The organism is Gordonia jinghuaiqii, assembly GCF_014041935.1.
In the GTDB taxonomy this organism is placed as follows: domain Bacteria; phylum Actinomycetota; class Actinomycetes; order Mycobacteriales; family Mycobacteriaceae; genus Gordonia; species Gordonia jinghuaiqii.
Genome location: NZ_CP059491.1, coordinates 4,461,678 through 4,486,139, shown reverse-complemented (window position 1 = coordinate 4,486,139; position 24,462 = coordinate 4,461,678). Strand labels below are relative to the sequence as shown.

The 24,462-nt window shown below is 67.3% G+C and carries 25 protein-coding genes; 13 read left to right on the top strand and 12 right to left on the bottom strand.

Features of this window, described 5'->3' with window-relative positions; all coding sequences use genetic code 11:
- Positions 1 to 8 precede the first annotated feature (8 nt).
- A complete protein-coding gene (catA, locus tag H1R19_RS19980; RefSeq protein WP_188331334.1) occupies positions 9 to 875 on the top strand; it encodes a catechol 1,2-dioxygenase in 867 nt (288 codons plus the stop codon).
- The gene (gene catC / locus H1R19_RS19975; protein ID WP_188331333.1) at positions 875 to 1,156 is read left to right on the top strand and encodes a muconolactone Delta-isomerase; all 282 of its coding nucleotides are present in this window, start codon (positions 875 to 877) and stop codon (positions 1,154 to 1,156) included. Before catA ends, catC begins: the two co-directional genes overlap by 1 nt.
- A gap of 110 nt (positions 1,157 to 1,266) precedes the next feature.
- Here catC and H1R19_RS19970 read toward each other — a convergent pair whose 3' ends face one another.
- On the bottom strand, positions 1,267 to 2,427 hold the full coding sequence (locus tag H1R19_RS19970; protein ID WP_188331332.1) for a metallophosphoesterase: 1,161 nt from the start codon (positions 2,425 to 2,427) through the stop codon (positions 1,267 to 1,269).
- A 96-nt stretch (positions 2,428 to 2,523) separates the two neighbouring features.
- On the opposite strand from H1R19_RS19970, the gene H1R19_RS19965 reads away from it, so the two are divergent.
- Positions 2,524 to 3,363 (top strand): sulfurtransferase, encoded by an 840-nt coding sequence (locus H1R19_RS19965; protein WP_219849926.1) that lies wholly within the window; start codon positions 2,524 to 2,526, stop codon positions 3,361 to 3,363.
- A gap of 33 nt (positions 3,364 to 3,396) precedes the next feature.
- Here H1R19_RS19965 and H1R19_RS19960 read toward each other — a convergent pair whose 3' ends face one another.
- From H1R19_RS19960 to H1R19_RS19950, 3 genes are read right to left on the bottom strand one after another with little or no spacing between them, the layout of a single operon-like run.
- Complete coding sequence (locus H1R19_RS19960; RefSeq protein WP_188331330.1) at positions 3,397 to 4,440, bottom strand: spirocyclase AveC family protein; 1,044 nt, start codon at positions 4,438 to 4,440, stop codon at positions 3,397 to 3,399.
- A gap of 36 nt (positions 4,441 to 4,476) precedes the next feature.
- Positions 4,477 to 4,665: a ferredoxin gene (locus H1R19_RS19955; RefSeq protein ID WP_188331436.1), complete on the bottom strand. Its 189-nt coding sequence runs from the start codon at positions 4,663 to 4,665 to the stop codon at positions 4,477 to 4,479.
- Positions 4,662 to 6,122, bottom strand: a complete 1,461-nt coding sequence (locus tag H1R19_RS19950; protein WP_219849924.1) for an aldehyde dehydrogenase family protein — start codon at positions 6,120 to 6,122, stop codon at positions 4,662 to 4,664. The genes H1R19_RS19955 and H1R19_RS19950 overlap by 4 nt, the downstream gene beginning before the upstream one ends.
- Positions 6,123 to 6,306: 184 nt before the next feature.
- Between H1R19_RS19950 and H1R19_RS19945 the strand changes: the two genes are divergently transcribed.
- The 7 genes from H1R19_RS19945 (at position 6,307) to H1R19_RS19915 (ending at position 12,986) form a co-directional block, all read left to right on the top strand.
- Complete coding sequence (locus H1R19_RS19945) at positions 6,307 to 7,113, top strand: FadR/GntR family transcriptional regulator (protein ID WP_219849922.1); 807 nt, start codon at positions 6,307 to 6,309, stop codon at positions 7,111 to 7,113.
- 108 nt (positions 7,114 to 7,221) lie between these two features.
- Positions 7,222 to 8,706 (top strand): class I adenylate-forming enzyme family protein, encoded by a 1,485-nt coding sequence (locus H1R19_RS19940; RefSeq protein ID WP_219849920.1) that lies wholly within the window; start codon positions 7,222 to 7,224, stop codon positions 8,704 to 8,706.
- A gap of 14 nt (positions 8,707 to 8,720) precedes the next feature.
- Complete coding sequence (locus H1R19_RS19935; protein ID WP_188331326.1) at positions 8,721 to 9,029, top strand: hypothetical protein; 309 nt, start codon at positions 8,721 to 8,723, stop codon at positions 9,027 to 9,029.
- An 11-nt stretch (positions 9,030 to 9,040) separates the two neighbouring features.
- On the top strand, positions 9,041 to 10,210 hold the full coding sequence (locus tag H1R19_RS19930; protein WP_219849918.1) for a thiolase family protein: 1,170 nt from the start codon (positions 9,041 to 9,043) through the stop codon (positions 10,208 to 10,210).
- A 66-nt stretch (positions 10,211 to 10,276) separates the two neighbouring features.
- On the top strand, positions 10,277 to 11,452 hold the full coding sequence (locus H1R19_RS19925; protein WP_219849916.1) for an acyl-CoA dehydrogenase family protein: 1,176 nt from the start codon (positions 10,277 to 10,279) through the stop codon (positions 11,450 to 11,452).
- Positions 11,452 to 12,219, top strand: a complete 768-nt coding sequence (locus H1R19_RS19920) for an SDR family NAD(P)-dependent oxidoreductase (RefSeq protein WP_188331323.1) — start codon at positions 11,452 to 11,454, stop codon at positions 12,217 to 12,219. Before H1R19_RS19925 ends, H1R19_RS19920 begins: the two co-directional genes overlap by 1 nt.
- Positions 12,216 to 12,986, top strand: coding sequence for a crotonase/enoyl-CoA hydratase family protein (locus H1R19_RS19915; protein WP_188331322.1), 771 nt, complete (start codon positions 12,216 to 12,218; stop codon positions 12,984 to 12,986). Before H1R19_RS19920 ends, H1R19_RS19915 begins: the two co-directional genes overlap by 4 nt.
- An 8-nt stretch (positions 12,987 to 12,994) precedes the next feature.
- On the opposite strand, the gene H1R19_RS19910 is transcribed toward H1R19_RS19915, so the two are convergent.
- Positions 12,995 to 14,221, bottom strand: a complete 1,227-nt coding sequence (locus H1R19_RS19910) for a CaiB/BaiF CoA transferase family protein (protein ID WP_188331321.1) — start codon at positions 14,219 to 14,221, stop codon at positions 12,995 to 12,997.
- 1 nt (position 14,222) lies between these two features.
- The gene (locus tag H1R19_RS19905) at positions 14,223 to 15,320 is read right to left on the bottom strand and encodes a DUF7065 domain-containing protein (RefSeq protein ID WP_188331320.1); all 1,098 of its coding nucleotides are present in this window, start codon (positions 15,318 to 15,320) and stop codon (positions 14,223 to 14,225) included.
- Positions 15,321 to 15,519: 199 nt separating this feature from the next.
- Between H1R19_RS19905 and H1R19_RS19900 the strand changes: the two genes are divergently transcribed.
- Genes H1R19_RS19900 through H1R19_RS19890 form a run of 3 tightly spaced genes read left to right on the top strand, consistent with a single transcriptional unit; the run spans position 15,520 to position 18,168 of the window.
- Complete coding sequence (locus H1R19_RS19900; protein ID WP_219849914.1) at positions 15,520 to 16,674, top strand: amidohydrolase family protein; 1,155 nt, start codon at positions 15,520 to 15,522, stop codon at positions 16,672 to 16,674.
- Complete coding sequence (locus tag H1R19_RS19895; RefSeq protein ID WP_219849912.1) at positions 16,667 to 16,930, top strand: hypothetical protein; 264 nt, start codon at positions 16,667 to 16,669, stop codon at positions 16,928 to 16,930. The genes H1R19_RS19900 and H1R19_RS19895 overlap by 8 nt, the downstream gene beginning before the upstream one ends.
- Positions 16,927 to 18,168 carry an FAS1-like dehydratase domain-containing protein gene (locus H1R19_RS19890; protein WP_219849910.1) on the top strand — a complete coding sequence of 414 codons (1,242 nt, stop codon included), beginning with the start codon at positions 16,927 to 16,929 and terminating at the stop codon, positions 18,166 to 18,168. Before H1R19_RS19895 ends, H1R19_RS19890 begins: the two co-directional genes overlap by 4 nt.
- Before the next feature lie 69 nt (positions 18,169 to 18,237).
- Here the strand turns inward: H1R19_RS19890 and H1R19_RS19885 are convergent, their stop codons facing one another.
- The 6 genes from H1R19_RS19885 to H1R19_RS19860 all read right to left on the bottom strand — a co-directional run bounded on the left by H1R19_RS19885 (position 18,238) and on the right by H1R19_RS19860 (position 24,281).
- Entirely contained in the window at positions 18,238 to 19,107 is an 870-nt protein-coding gene (locus H1R19_RS19885; protein WP_188331316.1) for an acyl-CoA thioesterase, read from the bottom strand.
- Positions 19,108 to 19,160: 53 nt separating this feature from the next.
- Positions 19,161 to 20,012 carry a mycofactocin-coupled SDR family oxidoreductase gene (locus tag H1R19_RS19880; RefSeq protein ID WP_188331315.1) on the bottom strand — a complete coding sequence of 284 codons (852 nt, stop codon included), beginning with the start codon at positions 20,010 to 20,012 and terminating at the stop codon, positions 19,161 to 19,163.
- Between the two features lie 97 nt (positions 20,013 to 20,109).
- On the bottom strand, positions 20,110 to 21,315 hold the full coding sequence (locus H1R19_RS19875) for a thiolase family protein (RefSeq protein ID WP_188331314.1): 1,206 nt from the start codon (positions 21,313 to 21,315) through the stop codon (positions 20,110 to 20,112).
- Entirely contained in the window at positions 21,315 to 21,788 is a 474-nt protein-coding gene (locus tag H1R19_RS19870; protein ID WP_188331313.1) for a Zn-ribbon domain-containing OB-fold protein, read from the bottom strand. Before H1R19_RS19870 ends, H1R19_RS19875 begins: the two co-directional genes overlap by 1 nt.
- Positions 21,789 to 21,809: 21 nt before the next feature.
- Entirely contained in the window at positions 21,810 to 23,372 is a 1,563-nt protein-coding gene (locus H1R19_RS19865) for an AMP-binding protein (RefSeq protein ID WP_219849908.1), read from the bottom strand.
- A gap of 78 nt (positions 23,373 to 23,450) precedes the next feature.
- On the bottom strand, positions 23,451 to 24,281 hold the full coding sequence (locus H1R19_RS19860) for an enoyl-CoA hydratase/isomerase family protein (protein ID WP_244970773.1): 831 nt from the start codon (positions 24,279 to 24,281) through the stop codon (positions 23,451 to 23,453).
- Between the last annotated feature and the right edge of the window lie 181 nt (positions 24,282 to 24,462).

Sequence of the window (24,462 nt, the reverse complement as noted above, 5' to 3'; positions counted from 1 at the left end):
GAGATGTCATGACCACAACCGAGCACACCGACCAGGTCGCCACCGCTGCCGCTTCCGGCGCGTCCGCCACCGAGCGGTTCCACGCCGACAAGTCGCCCTTCGAGGCCGTCAAGAACACGCCGCCGGAGCGGGTGGCCACCCTCATCAACGAGGTCCTCGAAGGCGTCCACGCCACGATCCGCAAGCACAAGGTGACCTACGACGAGTACAACGCCCTCAAGGCATGGCTCATCAACGTCGGTGAAGACGGTGAGTGGCCGCTCTTCCTCGACGTGTGGGTCGAGCACGTCGTCGAGGATGTGGCGACCGAGCACCGTGAGGGCAACAAGGGCAGCATCGAGGGCCCGTACTACGTGCCGAACGCGCCCGAGCAGGGCTCCAAGGGTGCCGTGCCGATGCGCGAGAACGAGAAGGGCGATCCGCTGCTGTGGAGCGGCCAGGTCCGTTCGTGCGATGGCACCCCGCTCGCCGGTGCCAAGGTCGAGCTGTGGCACGCCGACGACGACGGCTTCTACTCGCAGTTCGCGCCGGGTATCCCGGAGTGGAACCTGCGTGCGACCTTCACCGCCGACGACGAGGGCCGCTTCGAGATCACCACGATCCGTCCGGCGCCGTACATGATCCCGACCGACGGTTCGTGCGGAAAGATGATCTCGGCAGCGGGCTGGCACCCCTGGCGTCCCGCGCACCTGCACCTCAAGGTGTCGGCGCCCGGCCACGAGCAGCTCACCGCGCAGCTGTACTTCCCCGGTGACGCGCACAACGACGACGACGTCGCCAGCGCCGTGAAGCCCGAGCTGATCCTCGACCCGAAGGAAGACGGCAAGGGCGGCTTCACGGTCGACTACGACTTCGTCCTGGATCCGGCGAAGTAATGCTGTTCCACGTGCGGATGGACGTCAACATCCCCGACGATCTCGACCCGGATGTACGTGCTGACACCGTCGCGCGGGAGAAGGCGTACTCGCAGGACCTCCAGCGCTCCGGCAAGTGGCCGCACATCTGGCGGATCGTGGGCGAGTACTCCAATTACTCGATCTTCGACGTCGAATCCAACGATGAGCTGCACACCGTGCTGTCGGGCCTGCCGTTGTTCCCGTACATGGACATCAAGGTGACGCCGCTCGCGACGCACCCGTCGGACGTCAACGCCTGACCTCGATACGGCCCTCGGGCCCACTCGGCCGGCGGGGCAGATCACACGATCCGTTCGCGCTCACTCGAAAAGGGTGAGCGCGAACGGATTTTGTGCGCTGAAGTCGTGTGTCAGCCGGCGGAGCCGAGCGTGAGAATCGTGATCTCCGGCGGCGCGAGGACGCGCACGGGCGGGCCCCAGGCCCCGGCGCCGCGGGTCGTGTACAGCGTGGTGTCGCCGACCTCGTCCAGACCGATGACCGACGGCTGTTGCAGCGGGACGAGATAGCGGATCGGCCAGAGCTGGCCGCCATGGGTGTGGCCCGAGAACTGCAGGTCGACGCCGAGGTCGGACGCTTCGACGGCTTGCTTGGGCTGATGCGCGAGCAGGAGCACGAAGTCGTCGGGCGAGGAACCGGCAAGCGCGGCAGGCAGATCCGGCTCGTACGGCTCCGGTGCGGTGGCGTCGTAGACCCCGGCGAGCTCGATGGTGGCACCGTTGCGCTCGAGCGGGACGCGGGAGTTTCTCAGCGTGCGCACCCCGTATTCCTCCCAGACGTCGAGCCACCGTCCGCCGTCGTCGGCGTAGTACTCGTGGTTGCCGCTGACCCCGAAGACGCCCAGCGGTGCCTTCAGGTCGGCGAGAGGTGCGAGGGTGTCGCGGACGTGCGGGATGGTGCCGTCGGTGAGGTCGCCGACGAGGACCACCAGGTCCGGGTGCTGCTCATTGATCTTGTCGACGACGCCGCGGGTGAACGACGCGTCGCGCGCCGGGCCGACATGGAGGTCGGACACCACGGCGATGCGCAGGCCGTCGAACTGCTCGGGTAGATCATCGAGGGTGGCGCTGACCTCGACCACCTGCGGGCGCGAGGCCTCCCACACTCCGTAGCCGGTGACCGCGAGTGCCACCACGACCACGGTCGAGGTGGCGATCCGAATCCGTCGTAGGCGGCGTCCGGCGAGCTGGGGCGTGTCCTGCACACCACCGAGGCGGCGTCGCGCCCAGCGGATCAGGTGCGCACCGAACGAGATCAGACCGATGATCGCCAAGCCGAGGAACAGGTAGAAGAAGGTCGCGAGCCAGATCAGGCCGATCGTCCCGACCGGCCGCGCCCACGACGGGTCCAGCGCGCGTCCGGACGCGAACCCGATGAGCGCGAGTGCCCACATCCCCACCAGGACGATGTCGACCACGATCGACCACGGCCGGGCCAGCGCGGTCGCGCGGACCAGCCGGCGATGCAGCCAGAAGGTGAGCAGGCCGAAGACGACCGCAGGAAACAGCGCCACGCGGGGACCCCTTGATTGTTGTGAAACGTTCGACGCCCGGGTCGGGCGGGATCGGTCCCCATTGTTCCATCGGGCGTCGTTGGTACCCTCGCGGCCATGCGCGATGTCCTGATCAGCCCGCTCGACCTGGCCGAGATGCTGCTCGGCACGCCGCCCGTGGTCCTGGACGTGCGGTGGCAGCTCGGTGACTTCGACGGTCGCGCGGCCTATCGCGAAGGCCATATCCCCGGGGCGGTCTACGTCGACCTCGACACCGAACTCGCCGCGCCTCCGTCGGGGCCGGTCGGTGGTCGCCACCCGTTGCCCGCGCCGGCAGACCTGCAAGAGGCAGCGCGACGATGGGGGATCAACGACGGCGTCCCGGTGGTGGTCTACGACGACTCGGGCAACCTGGCCGCAGCCCGCGCGTGGTGGTTGCTTCGGTGGGCCGGGGTCGCCGATGTCCGCCTGCTCGACGGCGGACTCGCGGCCTGGCGCGGCGAGGGACTGCGGACGACGACGGGCGACGGCGGCACCCCGCGTGCGGGTCGCGTGACCCTGACCCCGGATCGTCTGCCGGTGGCGACGATCGACGACGTCGCCTCGGGTCCGGCTCATCTCCTCGACGCGCGTGCCACCGAGCGGTATCGCGGTGACGTCGAGCCGGTCGATCCGCGCGCGGGTCACATTCCCGGCGCGGTGAGTGCACCGACCGCGGACAACATCGACGCAACCGGACGGTTCCGGACCGCGGACGACCTACGACGCCGCTTCGCCGGCCTCGGAGTCGACGCCGAGGCCGGCGATGTGGTGGTCTACTGCGGGTCCGGGATCAACGCGGCCCATCAGATCGCCGCGCTCGCGATCGCGGGCATCGACGCGACACTGTTCCCCGGCTCCTTCTCGCAGTGGTCATCGGATCCGGACCGGCCGGTGGCGGCGGGCGACCAGCCCTGACAGCCTCCCGTCGCCCCGCAGGGTCGTCACGGGCTACCTGAGATGCGGGCAGGGCGGGTTCTCGGCGAGCCCACACATGTTCTGATGCAGGTAGCTCGGCGCTTCGGCAGGTGCGACGTCGGCGTGCATGTTCACCAGGTTGAAGCCGAGGAAGAACACGGCGAGGATCACGTTCATCACCGCCGAGAACGCCAGGACGCGCACGACGGCCACTCCGCGGGTGATCTTGAGTCGCTCGATGCCGGCGTCGGTGATCAGCTGGTCGCCCTTGCGGCGGAACAGATACATCGACATCGACGCCACCATCACCACCGAGCCGAAGACGATGCCCTCGTACAAGGGGAACTGGTTGAGCGTGCCGGTGAAGATCGACCAGGTGTCGTTGACCCGGAGGTACGACCACAGTCCCTGGCGCTGCAGGAACTGCTCGGAGGCGGTGTCCAGGACCAGGAAGATCAGGAGCAGGGCCACGATGATGCCGGCCTTGTTGAGTCGCGGCCATCGCGCACGCGCGGCCTTCACCAGCTTGTCGATGCCGACGACGGCCAGCGGCAGGAACAGCATGTAGTCGGCCAGCTCGTAGAGGATCGGCGCCGGGGTCTCCGGGCCCTTGCTGACCCAGCCCGGCACGAACTCGCCCCAGGTGCCCATGTTGAGGAACGCCGAGTTGTACGAGAACACCGGAACCACGGCGTTGACGCCCACGTCCTGCCAGCAGGTGAGCAGCCAGCCCATCATGAAGACGCCCAGGGTGGGGAACTGCCCGTCCTTGCGGGTGCGATGCACGAGCCAGACGATCGACGCGATCACGCCGACGATGCAGATGACCTCCGACGCCCGGATGATCACCAGCGTGTGTGTGGGCACCTCGTCGGGTCCCGTCGGGATCGGGGAGAACGAGTCGGAGAAGATCCAGCGGATGAAAACGTAGGCCTGGACGGCGACGAAGACCGCGCCCAGGCGGGCGAGCCACACGATCGGCGGTGACTCCCTGGCCACGGTGACCGTTCCCGTGTCATCGGGCGAGGATTGCCCGACCGAACCCGAATCGGGTTTCTCCCCAAGTGAACTCGACATGTGATTCTCAGTCCTCCCGATGACCGGTGGTCGGTCTCATACGATTCGGATCGCGCTCTGCGGACAATTGGCGATGGCCTCTTCCGCGGCGGCCTGCTGGTCGGTTCCGATCTCCTCGGTGATCGGAGAGCTCACTCCGTCGTCGTCGAGGTCGAACAGGTCGGGGGCGACGGCGACGCAGCGTCCGTGGCCACCGCACCCGTCCTGATCGACGACGAGCTTCATCGTGCCGCCGACCATTGGATGGTCTTGTGTTGCAGATACTCTGACAGCCCGTGTGCGCCGAACTCGCGCCCGATGCCGCTGTGTTTGTAACCTCCGAACGGCCCGTCGGGCATCAGTCCGCCTCCGCCGCCGTTGACGACGACCATGCCGGTGCGGAGTTTGCGCGCAATGCCATGCGCGCGTACGGGGTCGGACGACCAGACGCCGCCGGAAAGTCCGTACGGGCTGTCGTTGGCGATCCGGACGGCCTCGGCGTCGTCGGTGAAGGGGATGACCACTCCGACGGGGCCGAAGATCTCACTCTGGGCGATCTTCATCCGGTTGTCGACACCGACGAACAGTGTCGGTTCGACGAAGAATCCCTTGTCGAGGCCGGCGGGCCGTCCACCGCCGTAGGCGATCTGGGCGCCTTCTTCCTGGCCGACGCGGATCAGCTCCTCCACCCGGGCGCGCTGTGCCTCGCGGATCAGCGGCCCCATCGCGATGGCCGGATCGGCCGGGTCGCCCACGGGGACATAATCCAGCGCCATCTTGACGCGACCGACGAGCTCGTCGTGGAGCGACTCGTGGACGAGGATGCGCGTCATCAGCGCGCACCCTTGTCCGGCGTGGGTGATGAAGCCCCCGAGCACGCTCTGCATCACCTTGTCCAGGTCGGTGTCGTCGAGCAGGATGTTCGCCGACTTGCCGCCGAGTTCCAACACCACCTTCTTCAGCGACTGTGCGCCTTGGCCATACACTTTCGCGCCCACCGTGTCGCTGCCGGTGAAGCTGACGAGGTCGACGCCGGGATGGGTGGTCAGCGCCTCACCCGCGGCGACATCGCCGGTGATGATGTTGAGCACGCCGGGCGGCAGACCGGCCGCCTCGGCGACCTCGCCGACGACCAGCGCCTCGAAGGGCGTGTAGGGCGAACACTTCAGGACGGCGGTGCATCCGGCGGCGAGCGCCGGCGCGACCTTGCACAGGTTGAGGAAGAGCGGGAAGTTGAACGGCGTGATGAGCGCGGCGACGCCGAACGGTTCACGGACGACGTAGCCCTGGCCGATGCCGTTGCCGACCATCGGGGGCAGCGGTGTCTCGAAATCGAAGGACGGCAGTACCCGGTCGACGAGATCGAGGAAGTGGTCGATGGGTGTGCCCACCTGCAAGTACTCGGCGAGCGCGCGAGTGGAGCCTGCCTCGGCGATGCTGAGGTCGACCAGCTCGGCGCGTCGACGTTGGAACTCCTCCGCCATCCGGCGCAGCACGACGCCTCGTTCGCGTACCGACATCTGGGGCCACGGGCCGTCGTCGAAGGCGGTGCGTGCCGCGGCGACAGCATCATCGACGTCGGCGACCGTTGCCTGCGGTACCGTCCCGATCACTGTCTCGGTGGCGGGATTGATCACGGTGATCGTCTCATCGCCGTGGCCGTCGACCCACTTGCCGTCGATGAAGAGCTGTCCGGTTCGCATGTGCCCCGTGTGTACATCCGACATCGCGTCGGTACCTCCCTTGCGCCGACCGGCGATCACTAGATGAGTTAGATGATTCAACCGTACAATGGGTGTGTTCATTTTCATGTCGGTTTCGGCGAAACGATGGCCGGACACGGCCGGGTGCTAGGCTGGACCAGCTCGCTGACTGGGCGGTCGGAAGGTGTGGGAATTGACCAACAACTCGTTCGACGAGGACGGATTGCCCCAGCGGATTCAGGTCCCCAAAACCGCTGAACTCATCGCGCAACAACTCCGTGGCCAGATCGTGCGGGGGATTCTGAAGCCCGGTGACATGCTTCCGCCGGAAACGGTGCTGGGGAAGCGGTTCGACGTTTCGCGGCCCACCCTGCGTGAGGCGTTCCGCATCCTCGAGAACGAGTCGCTGATCGTCGTCCGACGCGGTTCGCGCGGTGGCGTCCAGGTGGTCTCGCCGGACGTCTCGGTCGCGGCGCGCTATGTCGGACTTCTCCTCCAGATCCAGAACACCACGCTCTCCGACCTCTATGAGGCGCGCATGGTGATCGAGCCCGCCGCGGTGCGGATGCTCGCCTCGCGCCGCTCCGAGGACGACATCAAAGACCTCACCGCGGTCATCGACGAGCTCGCGGTCCTCGTCGACGCCGGTGCGGAATCGGCCGACCTCGACAAGTGGTCGACGACCGCGTTCCGCTTCCACGATCTCATCCTCGAGCGTGCGGGCAACCAGGCGATCGGGCTGATCGGCCGCGTCCTCGCCGATGTCGTCGCGACCCACATGTCACGGGTGGTGTCGCGGACGACCGACACCGACGAGGTCGCGACGCAGTTCAAGAAGACGATCCGGGCGTTCCGCAGGCTCGTCACCCTCGTCGACGCCGGCGATGCCGACGCCGCCGAGGCGCACTGGCGCCGGCACATGAACTCGGCCGCCAAGAAGATGCTGTGGGGGCGGTTCGCGACCGAGTCCGTGGTCGACCTCTTCAACTGAGCCGCCGGGGCAATCACCCGAATGGTGTAACTGATTTCACTGAATCATCTACGATGAATCGTGCGTGGCTCGCCGCTGCGCTGAACCTCACGTGGATGGGTGGGAATCATGGGAGTCGGCCTCCTCCTCGACATGGTGGAATCCGGACTGGGCGATCGGGTCGCGCTCGGGAAGGCCTCGACGGGCCTGACCCACGCCGACGTCGTCCGCACCGCGCGCGGTGGCGCCTCGGTCATCGTCGAGCAGTCGCCGTCGGAGGTCATCTACCTGGGCCGCAACGGCCCCGGCTACCCGCAGTCGTTCTTCGCCGCGGCCTGCGCCGGCGTGCCGTTCGTCCCGGTCAACTACCGGCTCGGCTCCTCGGTGCTGGCCGAGTTGATCGACGATTTCGACCACCCGCTCATCGTCGTCGAGGCGCGGTATCGCGATCTCGTCGCCGGCCGCGACCGGGTGCTCGACCTCGAGGATTTCCTCGCCGCGGCGCGGACGGCGCAGCCGCGGCCGCCCGTCGACGTCGCCGACGACGCACCCGCGGTCCTGCTCCACACGAGCGGCACGACGTCGAAGCCCAAGGTCGTGCCGCTGCGGCACGAGAACCTCCAGGCCTACGTGTTCGCCACCGTCGACTTCGCCGGCGCCGACCCCGACGAGGCCGCGCTGATCACCGTTCCGCCCTATCACGTGGCCGCGGTGGGGGCCACGCTCACCAACTTCTACGGCGGCCGCCGTGTGGTGCACCTACCCGATTTCGACTCCCGCGAATGGCTCGACATCGTTGCACGCGAATCGATCTCGTCGGCGACGGTGGTCCCGACGATGCTGGCACGCATCGTGGACACACTTGCCGGGGGCATCGCCGAGGCACCGTCGTTGCGACTGATCTCCTACGGCGGTGCACGCCTGCCGCGGCCCGTACTCGAACGCGCCATGCGCGCCTTCCCCGATGCAGGCTTCTGCAACGCCTACGGACTGACCGAGACGAGCTCGACGCTTGCCCTGCTCGGACCCGACGACCACGCCGCCGCGATCGCCTCCGATGAACCGTACATCCGCCGTCGCCTGGAAAGCGTCGGTCGCCCCGTGCCCGGTATGGAGATCGAGATCCGCGACGCGGATGGAAAACCGCTCGGCGCAGGCGAAGTCGGCTCGCTGTTCGTGCGCGGCGCACAGGTGTCGGGGTCCTACCTCGGAATCGGGTCCGTCCTGGATGCCGACGGCTGGTTCCCGACGAACGATCAGGCGTGGGTGGACGACGAGGGATACCTGTTCATCGACGGCCGCGCCGACGACACCATCATCCGGGGCGGGGAGAACATCGGTCCCGCCGAGATCGAAGACGTGTTGCTGACACATCCGGCGGTGCGCGAGACCGCGGTGATCGGCCTCCCCGACGAGGAGTGGGGCCAGCGGCTGGTGGCGGTGATCGTGCGCGACCCCGGAGCCGAGATCTCCGAAGACTCGGTGCGACAGCATGTTCGGGACAAGCTGCGTGGTTCGAGGACGCCCGACGAGGTCATCTGGGCCGACGAGCTGCCCCAGACCGCCACCGGTAAGGTGCTGCGGCGGCGCCTGGTGGAGCAGTACTCGAGATGAACACAGGAGAAGTCATGACGTTCAAACCAGGAACCCGCCTGCGCAGCCAGGTCTGCGACACCGAGATCATCGTGATCACCCCGCCGGCCGCGGAAGTCGAGCTGACCTGCGGTGGGGAGCCGGTGATCCCGGTCGGGGACGAACGGTCGGGAGCCGACATCGCACCCGGGCTCGACACCGGCACCCAGCTCGGCAAGCGGTACACCTCCGATGCCGCGCCGGGACTGGAGGTGCTCGTGACGAAGCCCGGTGCGGGCACGCTGGGCATCGGCACCACCCCGCTCGTCCTGAAGGACGCCAAGCCGCTACCGGCCAGCGACTAGGAGAACGCGACGTGAGATACGGCGAGACGAGTACTCCGCGCGACGCGGTGATCGTCGAGGCGGTCCGGACACCCATCGGCAAGCGCAACGGCTCCCTCGCGGGCGTGCACGCAGCTGATCTGTCCGCGGTGGTGTTGAACGAGTTGATGTCCCGCACCGGGATCGACCCCCAGATGGTGGACGACGTCTTGTGGGGATGCGTGACCCAGCTCGGCGATCAGTCCAGCAACATCGGCCGGTTCGCCGTGCTCGCCGCCGGCTGGCCGGATTCGGTGCCGGCCGCGACGATCAACCGGGCGTGCGGTTCGGGTCAGCAGGCGATCGAATCCGCCGCGCACGCGGTGATCGCCGGAGCGCATGAGATCGTCGTCGCCGGCGGAGTCGAGACCATGTCGCGGGTACCGCTCGGCGCCGCACGGCAGACGGGATTCCCCTACGGGCAAACAGTTCTCGACCGATATCAGACCGATGAGCTGAATCAGGGCTTCGGTGCCGAACTCATCGCCGAGAAATGGGGACTCTCGCGGCTCGTGCTCGACGAGTACGCCTCACGCTCCCATGAACTCGCCGCCGCGGCCATCGACAGTGGCGCCTTCGACACCCAGGTTGTGCCCGTCGACACCGCGGACGGGACCCTCGGCGTCGACGAAGGGCTCCGCAGAGGAACGACGCCGGAGAAGCTGGCCGCTCTGAAACCGTCGTTCCGCGACGACGGAGTCATCCACGCGGGCAATGCCTCCCAGATCTCCGACGGTGCCGCCGGGGTGGTCATCATGACCTCGGCGCGAGCAGCCGAACTCGGACTGACACCCATCGCGCGCATCGTCGCGGGATCGGTGGTGGGAGATGATCCGGTGCTGATGCTGACCGGCCCCATCCCCGCGACGCAGAAGCTCCTCGCCCGCACCGGTCTGTCGATCGACGACATCGGTGCCGTCGAGATCAACGAGGCCTTCGCCCCGGTGCCGCTCGCGTGGCTGGCGGAGCTCGGCGCCGATCCGGACCGCCTCAACCCGCTCGGCGGCGCCATCGCCGTGGGTCACCCTCTCGGCGCGTCGGGCGCGATCCTCACGACCCGGCTGATCCACCACATGCGTGACAAGGGGATCAGATTCGGCCTGCAGGCGATCTGTGAAGGCGGGGGCACGGCGAACGCCACCCTCTACGAGCTCGTCGACTGACCCACACCTGGCTTCACCGAACTGGCTTCACCGAACTTGCGTCACCGAACTTCGGGAGGAACCGCTGTGCCCACACCGTTCTACGAGTCCGACCACGCGGCTTTTCGAGAGGTCGTGCGTGATTTCGTCGCCCGCGACGTGACCCCGAACCTCGACGCCTGGGAGGAGGCCCGGTCCACCGGCCGCGAGGTGTGGAAAAGCGCAGGGGAGCTGGGCATCCTGGGTATCCGATTCCCCGAGGAGTACGGCGGCGGAGGTGTCACCGACTATCGGTTCCGGTGCGTCGTCCACGAGGAACTCGCCAGGGTCGGCGCGGCGGCACTGGGTTCGGGACTGTCGATCAACGAGGACATCGTCGGTTCGTACATCACCGAACTGGGAACCGAGGAGCAGAAACGACGCTGGCTTCCGGCGATGTCGAAGGGTGAGGTGGTCACCTCGATCGCGATGTCCGAACCCGCGATCGGCAGCGACCTCCGCGGGATGAGGACGACCGCGGTCCGCGACGGCGACGACTGGGTCATCAACGGCGCGAAGACCTTCATCACCAGCGGGTTCTCCTCCGACGTGGTGCTGACCGCGGCCCGGACCGGAACCAGGGAAGGACGGCCGCAGCTCTCGCTGATCCTCGTCCCCACCGACGTGCCGGGATTCGAGCGCGGCCGCAAGCTACGCAAACTGGGATTGCACGCGCAGGACACCGCGGAGATCTCCTTCGCCGACGTCCGGGTACCGGCAACCAATCTGGTGGGCGAAGAGGGACGGGGGTTCGCCCACCTCACCGCACAGCTGCCACTGGAACGGCTGTCCATCGCCTGGCGGGCGCTGAGCGCCGCCGAGGCGGCCCTCGACTGGACGGTCGGCTACACCCGTGAGCGCAAGGCATTCGGCAAGCGTGTCATCGACTTCCAGAACACCAGGTTCCGGCTTGCCGAGATGACCACCGAGGTGGACATCACCCGTGCGTTCCTCGAGCAGGGGGTCCACGCGCTGAACGCCGGAGAGTTCGACGCCACGCTCGGCGCCAAGGCCAAATGGTGGACCACCGAACTGCAGAACCGGATCATCAACGGCTGCCTGCAGATGCACGGCGGCTACGGGTACATGGACGAGTACCCGATCTCGCGGGCCTACGCCGACGCGCGGGTACAGACGATCGTCGGGGGGACGACCGAGATCATGAAGGAGATCATCGGCCGCGACATCGCCGGACCGGTGCCACAGAACGGGGCGACGAGCTGATGAGACTGAGCGGGAACACCTTCCTGGTCACCGGCGGCGCCTCGGGGCTCGGCGAGGCCACGGCGACCGCGATCGTCGACGCCGGCGGGCGCGTCGTCATCGTCGATCTGCCGTCCTCGGCGGGAGAGTCCGTGTCCGAACGCCTCGGTGAGGCAGCAGTTTTCGCACCGGTGGACATCACCGACGAGGACAGTGTGCGCGAGGCCCTGGACCACACGGCCGCGCATGGTCCCCTGCGGGGTGTCGTCCACTGCGCGGGACGCGGGGGTGACCGGCTGCGCATCCTCGACCGCCAGGGAGCGGCGGCACCTCTGCAGAGCTTCCGGGATGTGCTGGAGATCAACCTGATCGGCACCTACAACGTTCTCCGTCTCGCCGCGGAGCGGATCGCCACGACGGAGCCGGTGGACACCGAGCGCGGCGCGATCGTGCTCACCGCGTCGGTCGCGGCCTTCGACGGGCAGATCGGCCAGACCTCGTACACGGCGTCGAAGGCAGCCATCCACGGCATCACCCTGGTCGCCGCTCGAGACCTGGCGTCGGTGGGCATCCGGGTCAACACGATCGCGCCGGGAACCTTCGACACCCCGATGCTGGCGCGCCTGCGGTCCGATATCCGAGAGGGACTGGCGGCGTCGGTGCCGTTCCCGAAGCGGCTCGGAGCGCCCGGCGACTACGCCGACATGGCGTTGTCGTTGTTGCGGAACCCCTACGTCAACGGAGAGACGATCCGTCTGGACGGTTCGATCCGGATGGCGCCACGATGACCGGCCCGCAGGAGGTGCTGACCGAGACCCGTTCGGGCGTCCTGGTCATCACCCTCAACCGGCCCGAGCAGCGCAACGCCATGACCAAGAGCGCCGCCGAACAGATCGCCGCGGCCCTGATCCGGCTCGATGCCGACCCCGATCTGGCGGTCGGGATCTTCACCGGCGGCCCCACGACGTTCTGTGCGGGTATGGATCTCAAGCGTTTTCAGCTGGGCGAACGTCCCCTCGTGGAAGGTCGCGGCTTCGGCGGTCTGGTGCAGGCACCGCCGCGCAAACCGCTCATCGCCGCTGTCGAGGGCTGGGCGCTGGGCGGCGGGTTCGAGATGGTCCTCGCCGCGGACCTCGTGGTCGCCGGCGAGGGGGCGAGATTCGGACTGCCCGAGGTCAAACGCGGCCTGATCGCGCGAGCCGGCGGAGCCATCCGCGTGCCCCGCGTGCTCCCGAAGGCGGTGGCGCTCGAACTGTTGCTGACCGGCGAACCGATGTCTGCGGCGGCGTTGGAGAGATTCGGGTTGATCAACCGGGTCTGCCCGGATGGTGAGGCCCTGTCGGTGGCCCGCGAACTCGCGGCGGTCATCGCAGTCAACGCGCCGCTGGCAGTACGCGCGAGCAAGGCGCTCGCCACCGAGTCGCGATTGTGGTCCGACGACGAGGCCTTCGCACGACAGCTCGAGTACACCGATCCGGTGTTCGCGTCGCAGGACGCGAAAGAGGGTCCGGCGGCATTCGCCGAACGACGCGCGCCCCGCTGGACCGGACGCTGACACGCCCGTCAGCCGAGCGCGCCGCTCTCGCGGTGCGTGGTGATCTGCTCGGTGCTCAGGCCGGCCTCGAGGAGGATCTCCTCGGTGTGCTGCCCGAGCCGCGGCGCGGTTCCGCGAGGCGTCGTGGGTTCACCGTCGAAGTGGTAGGGCGGTGCGACGAGCCGGAAGCTCGAGCCGTCGTCGCGTGCCACCTCGGGAAGGTATCCGTTGTCGAGGACCTGTGTGTCGTCGTGGAGTTCGGCGACGGTCGCGGCGGCGGCCCACACGCCGGAGAAGTCGGCCAGGATGTGGCGCCACTCGTCGAGGGTGTGTTCGGCAAAGGCTTTGTCCAGCTCGGCGATGCACTCGCCGCGGTTGGTGTAGCGGGCGAGGTCGTCGGCGAATCGCTCGTCGACGATCAGGTCGACGCGATCGATCAGCGCGCACAGTTCGCCCCAGAAGCGTTGTGCCTGAAGGCAGACCAGGTTGATCCACCGGTCGTCCTTGGTGCGGTAGGCGTTGACGATCGGGTTCGGCGAGTCCGTCCGGTTCTGGCGCGGCATCTCCCCGATGTAGGGCGCCGCCGTCAGATCCGGGCTCAGCGGCCACATGCCGGTGTTGAGAAGCGAGACGTCGACGACGCCGCCCTTGCCGGTGCGTTCGCGGCGGAACAGCGCCATGCCGACAGCTCCGGCGATCGCGCTCGACCCCTGCAGGTCGTAATAGGCCGCGGGTTGCATCGTCGGACGGTCGGCGCCGGGCGGGGTGAGCTTGTGCATGGTGCCACCGGCCGACCAGGCGGCCGCGGCGTCGAATCCGCCGACATCGGTCTTCGCGCCCTTGCTGCCCCAGCCGGTGCCGCGGATGTAGACCAGCCGGGGGTTGACCGCGAGGAGGTCGTCGACGTCGACGCGGAGCTTGGTCCGTTGCTTCGGTAGGTAGCTGGTGAGGACGACATCGGCCTTCTCGACCAGTCGCAGGAGAAGATCGTGTCCGGCCTCGGTGGTGAGATCGAGTGTGATGCTGCGCTTTCCGCGATTGGGGACCTCGAGGAACGGGTTCGGGGCACCCTCTGTGCGGTTCAGTGCGTTCTGCAGGTTGCGCTGCGGGTCGCCGGTCGGGGGTTCGACCTTGATGACGTCGGCGCCGAGGTCGGCCAAGATGGCGCCGGCACCGGGCACAAAGGTCCACGCGGCGATCTCGACGACGCGGACGCCGTCGAACGGGGCTCCGGCCGTGTCCGCGGTCTCGGCCATGTCAGGACTCCTTCTCGTGGGTGCCGGTGGCGCGCAGGGCGTTCATCATCTTGACCCAGTGTGAGCGCTTCCAGCCGTCCTGGTCCTCGCCCCAGCCGATCTCGCCGTCGAACTCCCAGCGCATCAGTGCGTTGCTGCCGAGCCCGCCCTCGCACATGTGGCTCACCGAGAATCCCTCCGCGGTCATCGAACGCCCCGTCAGGTCGGTGAGGTCGACCTGCATGTGGGAGCTCCACCCCGTCTGCGGGTCACGGAAGTTCCGCATGCGCGACATGGTCTTGTCGAGGCGCTCGAACTGTCCGTCGCGCAGCAGCCAGCCGTGATTCATCGGGGACCAGCCCTGCGCGTCGCCGTCCTGCGGTCGGATGAACCCGAGGAACCCGGTCTCGGGACCGGAGTGGCCGAAGATGTACTGGATGCGTCCGCGTCCGCGCTCGCGCTCGATCTCGCGCCACCGCGGTCCGCCGGGATGGAGAACCTTGTACTCGCCGCGCAGATATTCGGGTTTCTTGCTCTGCATGTGGTGTCCGCCGCGCGGTCCCCAGGTGCGGTCACGGATGGAGTAGGAGTCTATCGGGATCGACTCTCCGCGCAGGACCAGTTCACCGACCTGATGTCCCAGTTGGTCGAGGTGGGGGCTGAACATCGCGGGCGGTTCGCCCGGGGTGAACCGCCGGGGCGGGTGAACGGCTCTGTGCTCGAACGAGATCGAGAAGTCGTTTGCCGGATCGGAGTAGCTGATGTGGTAACGCGTCAGCGGTTCGATCATCTTCACCGAGAATCCGCCGTGCGGAAACGTGATGTCGCGCAGATCGGGGTCCTCGGGCATCGGCTTGTCGGTCGCGTTGCGGTAGTAAGCGATGCGACCGAGGTCGGCGCCGCTCGGGTCCCAGACGAACACGCGCCAGGTGACGGTTCGTCGGTTGACGTCGTAGCGGGCGTGCAACCAGCCGCCGATGTGGCGTTGTGGCACGTTGAACGACCACCAGTTGGTCTCCACCCAGTACGGGTCGTCGGTGCCCGGCACGTGGTAGGTGTCGTCGTCGGGCGTGAACGGGGTGTCGGCGGTGATCTCGCTGGCGATGTGGTCGGCAGTCACAGAGCGGACGCTAGCATAGAGTTAACTGATTTAGTCTCGTTTGAGAGACTCCGTAAAACAGATAACTCATTGTGCTGTTGCCCTTGTGTCCCGTGGTGGCCACGTGCCACGATGAATTCTGTGGCGCAGCACGGTTTCGAGTGCTGTGAGCCGCCTCGGTGCGCCCCGGCGCCCGGGCGGCCGATAGCGAGGAGATGCAATGCCGTTACAGGATCACATGCAGCTGATCTCGACCGATGACCATCTGATCGAACATCCGAAGTTGTGGACGGATCGGCTCCCGGCCAAGTTTCTCGAGGCCGGGCCCAACATCATCGAGAAGGAACTCCGCCCGGGCCGTCCGCCCGCCCAGGTCTGGCGTTACGAGGACCGCATCTATCCCTACATCGGACTCAACGCGGTGGCCGGCAAGAAGCCCCAGGAGTACGGCGCCGAACCGGTGCGCTACGACGACATGCTGCCCGGGTGCTACGACCCGAAGGCCCGGATCGCGGACATGGACGTCGACGGAGTCCACGCGGCTCTGTGCTTCCCGTCTTTCCCGCGCTTCGCCGGCACCGTGTTCCTCGAGGGGGAGGACAAAGAACTCGCCCACGCCTGCGTCCAGGCCTGGAACGACTACCTTCTCGACGAATGGTGCCCGACTGCGCCCGACCGCTACATCCCGATGGTCATCCTGCCGTTGTGGGACACCGACCTGTGTATCGCCGAGATCCATCGCACCGCGGAAAAGGGTTCGCGTGCCATCGCGTTCGTCGAGAATCCGGTTCCTCTCGGGTTGCCGTCGTTCCACACCGATCACTGGGACGGGGTCTTCTCGGCCTGCGAGGAGACCGGTCAGGTGCTGTCGATCCACTTCGGTACGTCGGGCAAGCCGCCGATCACCGCACCGGAGGCGCCGATGGCCGTGATGATCGCGCTGTTCGGCTGCAACTCGATGTACGCCACCGCCGACCTGCTCTTCTCGCCGGTGTTCCACAACCATCCGAAGCTCAAGTTCGCCCTGAGTGAGGGCGGCATCGGCTGGGTGCCCTACATGCTCGAGCGCATCGACCTGACCTGGGAGAAGCACCGCTACTACCAGAACATCAACCAGACCGTCCGGCCGTCGGATCTGTTCCGCGAACACATCTTCGGATGCTTCATCGAGGACCAGCACGGTATCGACAACCGGCACGCGGTCGGAATCGACAACATCACCTGGGAATGCGACTACCCGCACAGCGACTCCAACTGGCCCAACAGCCGTAAGGTGGTCGCCGAAGCGATGCGGAACGTCCCCGACGACGAGGTCCACAAGATGGTGGAACTCAACGCCCGCAAGCTGTTCCGGTTCCCGCGGACGGATGGCTGACCCGGTGGGCGACCATGCGGGCCCGATACCACCCGAACCCGTCGACCAGATCGCCGCGGCGGACTGGACGGATCAGGACCTGCTCACACGCGATGGTGCGGGAGTGCTTCTCGACGACGAGATCGCAGCCGAACGGAAACGCGTCGAGGCCTCGAGGAGTGCCGGCGACGCGGACGCGGTGGCGGTCGGCGAGCGCCGGCTCAATCGCCTCATCGAGATCCGACGATCCCTCACCGCCGAACGGAACAATCGATGACCCTGGCCGACAGAGCCTTTGGCGTGCTCACCGACGAGGCCATCGAGCGGAGTCGCCTGCGTAACGGCGTGCCCGAGCGCATTCCGCACGCCCCGCACAACTACGAGGTGACTCCGGACGGTGTCCGTCACTTCGCCCAGGCCTACGGCGACGACAATCCGCTGTTCTGTGACCCCGAGTACGGAACGTCCACCCGCTGGGGCGGATTGATCGCGCCGCCGGCCTTTCACTACACGATGGGCGAGGATGCCGCGCCGAAGCCGGATGCGGAGACCAAGGCGTTGTTCCGGGGCGATCCGTTCGCCGGACTGGGGTCCTATCAGGCGGTGATGGAGTTCGAGTGGTGGCGTCCGCTCACCGTGGGGGATCGGCTGAACTGTCTGCGATCCCAGGTGGGCGTGGTTCCGAAGACCAGCAGCTTCGGCGGACGGTCGGCCCACGTCACGCGGGCCTTCATCTACGACAACGCCCGCGGCGAACCGTGCGTGATCCGCCGTGGGACGTGGATCAATGCCGAGCGCACGGCGTCGAAGGAGCGGAAGAAGGAAGTCCACGAGCCGTCGCCGTACACGCCGGAGCAGCTCGCCGAGATCGACGCCGCCTACGACGCCGAGGAGACTCGCGGTGCGCAACCGCGATACTGGGAGGACGTCGAGGTCGGTGAGGAGTTGCAGACCAGGGTGAAGGGTCCGCTGGTCACCACCGACGTCGTCGTGTGGCACGTCGGCTGGGGTATGCAGCTGACGCCGAACGGCGCATTCGGGCACGCCTACAAGGTGCGTAAGAAGGCGCCGGGGCTGTACCCGCCGAATGCGCTGAACATCCCCGACACCGTCCAGCGGCTGCACTGGGAACCCGAACGCGCCCGCGAGCTCGGCATCCCGACGTCGTATGACTACGGCGCCATGCGCGAGACGTGGCTGACCCACCTGTTGACCGATTGGATGGGCGACGACGGGTGGCTGTGGAAGCTGTCCGTGCAACACCGCGGCTTCAACTACATGGGTGACACCACCTGGTTGAAGGGCCACGTCGTCGACAAGCGTCAGGTGGACGGACGGGCCGAGGTCCACGTCGAACTCCACTGTGAGAACCAGCGCGGTGCCGTGACCTCACCCGCCACGGCGGTGGTACTGCTACCCACCCGCTCGGCGCCGGTCGAACTCCCCGCGCCGCCGGCAGACGATCGTGAGGGCATCCTCCACCACGAGATGGATCGGATCACCGCGCAGGGCTGAGGCCGTCCACAGAATGAGGGGAGGCGTATCGGATTCCGATACGCCTCCCCTCACTCTGTGCCCTCGGCGTCAGGGCCGCGGGTGCCCGTTGTGTGAGGAGACGCGCTTCCGGAACAGGGACTCCTGGGCCAGATTCGCCAGCAACACCTGTCCCTCGTCGTAGATCCGGCCGGTGTACAGACCCCGGCCGGACGACGTGGATTCCGGTGCGAGGTCCATCAGCATCCACCGGTTGGGGTCGCCGGGGCGGTGGACCCACACGCTGTGGTCGATGCTGGGCAGGATGCCCACCTGCTTGACCATCGGTGCCTTCGACAGTCCGGTGCACATGTCGGAGATGAACACCAGGCCGCAGATGCGGAGGTTCGGGTCGTCGGCGAGGGGTTCGGTGATCCGGATCCACAATCGGGTGGGCCAGCGGTGATAGAGGTCGCCATCGTGGGGGACTCGGACGTCGAGGTCGAGCATGCGCGGGTCCTGGGGGACCGGCGTGAGCGCGTGTGGCGGCTCGGTGGCCGGCATGTCCTCGGCCTGGTAGTCGGCACCGGGCTGGTCACGCTGGAACGACGCCGCCAGATGCAGGATGTCGACGCCGTCCTGGTGTGCCACGACGCGCCGCACCGAGTACCGGCCGCCGTCGCGTTCGCGACTGACGGTGAAGGTGATGGGTTTGGTGGCGTCACCGGGGACGAGGAAGTAACAGTGCAAGGAGTGGGCGAGACGCCCGTCGGGGATGGTCAGCGCGGCTGCCCGCAGGGCCTGCGCGGTCAGACGGCCGCCGTAGAGCCCGCGCGGATCGTCGGCGCTTGCCGGAGCGGCGACGAACACGTCGTCGCCCGCATCGACGAGGGACAAGGCCTCGGCGACAGTCGCCGCGACACCTCCGGGGGCGATGGCGGGTCCCACGACGATGTCGCTCGCCCTACCGTTGTTCCGCATCGTCATCACTCCCTGTTCTCCCGCCCGGCATCCTCACATTCCTCGGCGACGGATCAGAGCGGCAACGCCTTTGCGATCGCACCCGCGTCCACCTTCAGCTGGGAGCCGGTGACGAACCGCGACTCGTCCGAGGCCAGGTAGACGATGGCGTTGCTGACGTCGACGGGATCGACCCAGGGGACCGGAATGGCGTTGAGCACCGGGAAGGCCAGTGCCGCATCCTCTTTGCCCGGCGACTCGAGATCGGGCCGGAACATCCGGTACATTCCGTCGTTCTGCAACATGTCGGTGTCCACGTTCGTCGGATGCACCGCGTTGACGCGGATTCCGCGAGACGCCACGAGTATGGCGAAGTCGTGGACGAGCTGGGCGATGGCGCGTTTGGAGAAGCCGTAACCCGCGCCGCCGGGGCCGGTGGCCGGATTGTCGACGCTGCCGGGCGTCAGGCCGGCGACCGACCCGATGCCGATCAGCGATGCCCCGTCGCGCAGATGCGGGTAGGCGGCGTTGAACGTGTTGAGGACGCCGACGAGGTTGACGTCGACGACGTCGAGGAACGTGTTCGGCGGTGTCTGCCCGAGAGGACACACGCCGGCGTTGGCGACGACGACGTCGAGGTGTCCGAACTCCTCGACCCCCGCGGCGACGGCCTCGTCGAGGGCCGGCCGATCGCGGACATCGGCGGTGCGCACCACGATCGAGCGCCCGGTCTTCTCGACGAGCCTCACCGTCTCGTCGAGATCTTCTTGGGTCGCGAGCGGGTACGTCATGTTCTCCACCGGACGGGGTAGGTCGACACCGATGATGTCGGCGCCCTCCTCGGCGAGCCGGATCGCGTGGCTGCGGCCCTGTCCGCGTGCGACGCCGGTGACGAACGCTACTTTCCCTGCTAGCCGAGCTGACATCGGTGGCTCCTTGCGCTCCGAGTGAACGGGTTAACTCTTTTGACTATTAGACATCACGTCGCTCGGTGTCGGTGACCGTTCGACCAGAATCGGGGTCTCAGGCGGCCGAACGCTCCAGCACGTGGATGCCGCACGCCGATCCGAGGCCGATGACGTGGGCCAAACCGACACGTGCGCCGTCGATCTGGCGGTCGCCGGCCTCACCGCGCAGGTGATGGCAGATCTCCCAGACATTCGCGATACCGGTCGCGGAGATCGGATGTCCCTTGGACTCGAGGCCACCGGAGACGTTGACGGGGGTGGACCCGTCGCGCCAGGTCGCACCGCTCTCGAAGAAGTCCACCGCGCCGCCGGGTTCGCAGAGCCCGAGATTGTCGTAGTGGACCAGCTCGGCGGTGGCGAAACAGTCGTGCAGCTCCACCAGGTCGAGATCCGAGGGACCGATCCCGGCCAGCTCGTAGGCCTGCTCAGCGGCCCGGCGGGTGAGGGTGTTGACGTCGGGGAGGATCTGGCAGGCCTCTTGCCAGGGGTCGGATGTCAGCACCGACGCGGAGATCTTCACCGCACGACGACGCTGCCCGAGCGACAGCTTCGCGAGTTCGGCGTCGCTGACCAGCACGGCGGCGGCGGCGCCGTCACAGTTGGCCGAACACATCGATCGTGTGTTGGGGTACGCGATCATCACGTCGTTCTTGATCTGCTCGGCCGACATGCTCTTGGTGTATGCGGCAAGCGGATTCAATGTCGAGTGCTCATGGTTCTTCTCGGCGATGCGGGCGAACAGGTCGAGCGGGACGCCGGAGTAGTCGGCGGTGTGCAGGTACTCCATACCCACCTGGGCGAAGACCCCGGGCATCGCCTCGGTGCCGACGCGTCCGTCGAGTCCGGTCACGGCGCCGAAGCGGCCCTGCGGCGTCCACTCGTTGGCCGCCGACGGCTTCGGTCGTGAGCCGAGGAGTCCGGCGCCGGCCAGTTTCTCGACCCCGACGGCCAGTGCGTAGCGTGCCTCGCCTGCTTTGATCGCCATGACGGCCGTCCGCAACGCGGTGGCTCCGGTCGCGCACGCGTTGCTGACGTTGTAGACCGGAATCCCGGTCTGGCCGATCTGCTTCTGAAGGGCTTGCCCGAATCCGGGCGGCGCCATGATGTTTCCCGCGGTCAGCACGTCGATGTCCGACATCGTGACCCCCGCATCGGCGATCGCCGCCAGGGACGCCTCGGCCCCCAGGTCGACGACGTCGCGGTCGAGGTGCTTGCCGAACTTGGTCATGTGGATTCCCAGAATCCAGACGTTCTCCGACATCAGACCGATTCCCCCGTGTTCTCGTTGTGAGTGGGCTCGAACCCGAACCCGATTGCCTCGGTGCCGTTGTCGTCGACGCCGACCACGTGGGTCGCGAGTCTCAGGGGCATGCCCAGGGTGACGTTCTCCGGTGTCGGATCGGTGTTGATCACGTTGCCGCGCACAAAGGTTCCGCCACAATCCACGACGCCGGCCACGAAGGGCACCGGTACGCCCGGCGCGGCGAAGGAGACGATGGTGAACGTCCGCAGGGTGCCGGTGGTCGGCACGTCGACATCGATGAAGTCCGTGCCGAAGCACGACGCGCATGCGTTGCGGTGGTCGAAATACCTCGCCGCGCAGGAGGTGCACTCGTGGGCGATCAGATGGGGGGTGTCGCCGAGTACCAGGTAGTCGACGATGGGTACGGCGTTGCCGGTTGCCGGTCCGGTCGTCGGATCCGGCGGTGAGGTGACGGAGGTGGTGTCACTCATGTGTTGTTGTTCCCTTCGGGGTCAGACGTGCCGACCGCTGGCGGTCCAGAACTCGTCGCGGAGAGTGCGTTTGAGGAGTTTTCCGGTTTCGGTGCGCGGGAGGGTGTCCCGGAACTCGACGCTGCGCGGACATTTGTAGCTCGCGAGTCGCTCACGGCACCAGGCGATGAGCGCGGTGTCGAGTGAGTCGGTCTCCCGGGACGGATCGGCCGGCACCACGAGAGCTTTCACCTGCTCACCCCACTCCGGGTCCGGGACGCCGATCACCGCGGCGTCGGCCACGTCCGGGTGCGCCGACAGCACGCCTTCGATCTCGGCCGGGTAGATGTTGACCCCGCCGCTGATGATCATGTCCTTGGCACGGTCGCAGATGAACAGGTAACCGTCGTCGTCGAGGTACCCGATGTCACCGATGGTGAACGACCGCCCGCGGAAGGCCGAGCGGGTGGTCTCCGGATCGCCCCGGTATTCGAAGGTCGACGTCGCCGATTCCAGGTAGACGTTCCCGATCTCCCCGGCCGGGAGTTCGTTGCCGTCGTCGTCGAGGATGCGGATGGCCATGCCTGCCACCGCGCGCCCGACGGTTCCCGGTTTCTCCAGCCAGCGGTGGGGTTTCGCGATCGTCGCGGCACCCTCCATGCCCCCGTAGGTCTCCCAGATCACCGGACCCCACCAGTCGAACATCTGCTTCTTCACCTCGAGCGGACACGGTGCCGCCGAGTGCGCCACGACCGCCAGGCTCGACACGTCGTAACGACTGCGTACCGACTCGGGCAGGCGTAGCAGTCGGACGAATTGTGTGGGCACCATGTAGGCGGTGGTGACGCGATGCTCCTCGATCATCCGCAAGGTGTCTTCGGGGTCGAACCTGCCGCCGATCGCGAGTGCCTGGCCGACGTTGAGCGCGCCGAGATAGAAGCCCTGACAGCCGCCGTGATTCATCCCGGTGGAGACCAGGTGCACGCCGTCGAACGGCAGGAACCGGAATGCCCGCCCGAAGGTCGACATGGCGTTCGCGGCGGCTGACGGATCGAGTGCCGGGAGCGGCCGCATCACGGCCTTGGGCTTGCCGGTGGTACCCGAGGAGTACGAGATCGCCCCGCCCAGGACGCGGTCCTCGGGCATCGTGTCGGGCGCCCGCGCGATCAGGTCGTCGTAGGGCAGGAACCCGGGGATCGGGCCGCCGACAGACACGGCCAACCGGAGCGTCTCCACCTCGCCGGCCGCGCTCATCCTCTCGGCGAAGTCGGGATGGACGGCAGCCGCCGCCGCCCCCGAGTGACGGAGGATGTCGATGAATTCCGTCTGCGAGAGGGCGGGATTCAGTGCGAGATAACGAATCCCGGTCTCGGCGCACGCCAGTTGCCACACCACGGCGTCGACGTCGTTGGGCAGCGCGTAGGCGACGATGTCGCCTGCCCCGATGCCGTGGGCGCGAAGTGCGTGCGCCAGCCGGTGGGCGCATCGTGCCAGTTCGCCGAAGGTCAGGGTGCGCCCGCTCGGTGAGGCGACGATGGCCGGTTGATCGGGATGATCCTCGGCGATCCACCAGATCCCGAGTCGACGGTCCCACGGGTGTTCCACGTCTACCTCCGTCGTTGCTGCGGGCCAGCACTATCAAATAGTTGTATCAGTTAAATGTATGAGTCACCAGGGCGGTTTTCACCGGTACGTGGGCGGGTTGTTGCGGCGTGGTTGGGCCCGGCGGACGTCGGCGGGCTGGTTGCCGATGTGGGTGTAGGCCATCCCGTTCTGCAGCGCGGCGCTGCGCGTGAGGTCGAGGGATTCCCAGATGGCGCGCACCGTGCCCTGGACCGCGACGGGGTTGCGGGCGGCGATCGAGGCCGCGATCTCGTGTGCGCGCGTCCGTAAGCGGTCGCGTTCGACGACCTCGGTGACCAGCCCGAGGCGCAGCGCGGTCTCGGCGGTGATGCGCTCCTCGGTACCCATGAGCGCCCAACGCAGCACGTCGCCGAGGGGGACTCCGCGGTTGAGCATGCCTATCGGCTCGAGCGCGGAGACGATGCCACCGTTGGCGTGCGGGTCGAAGAACTCCGCGTCGTCGGAGGCGATGATGATGTCGGATTCGTTGAGGAAATACTGGGCGCCACCCGCGGCCATCCCGTGAACGGCGGCCACCACCGGCTTCCACACCCGGTGGTGGATCTTCGGCGACAGGGTGACCCCGGGATCGAAGGTGTTCCACACATTGTCCTTGGCGAACCACGACGTCCCGCCCTTGATGTCGGCGCCGGTGCAGAAGGCGCGGTCGCCGTTGGCCTGGATCACCACGGCGTGAACGGCGTCGTCGTCGCGGATGGTGCGCCAGGCCCACTCGATCTCCGTGGCCATCCGGTCGTTGAAGGAGTTCAGGGCCTCCGGCCGGTTGAGGGTGATGGTCGCAACGTGGTCGTCGGAGAGCTCGTACTCGATGGCGACGAGCGGTTCGGAGATGCCTCGCGGTGTGCTCGATTCGATGAGTTCGTCAGTCACAGAACGACTCCCGTGGTCGGTGTCGTAGGGTACGCCAATTCCTCGAATGTGGTGACAATCATACAACTCAATGTACTATTGAAACCAAGACAGGGGGAGCCGAATGCGGGGAGCGATGCGTGGGGACGCCAGTCGGACCGCGCACCTGGCGACCAGTGCTCGAGACGACCGATCAGCGAGA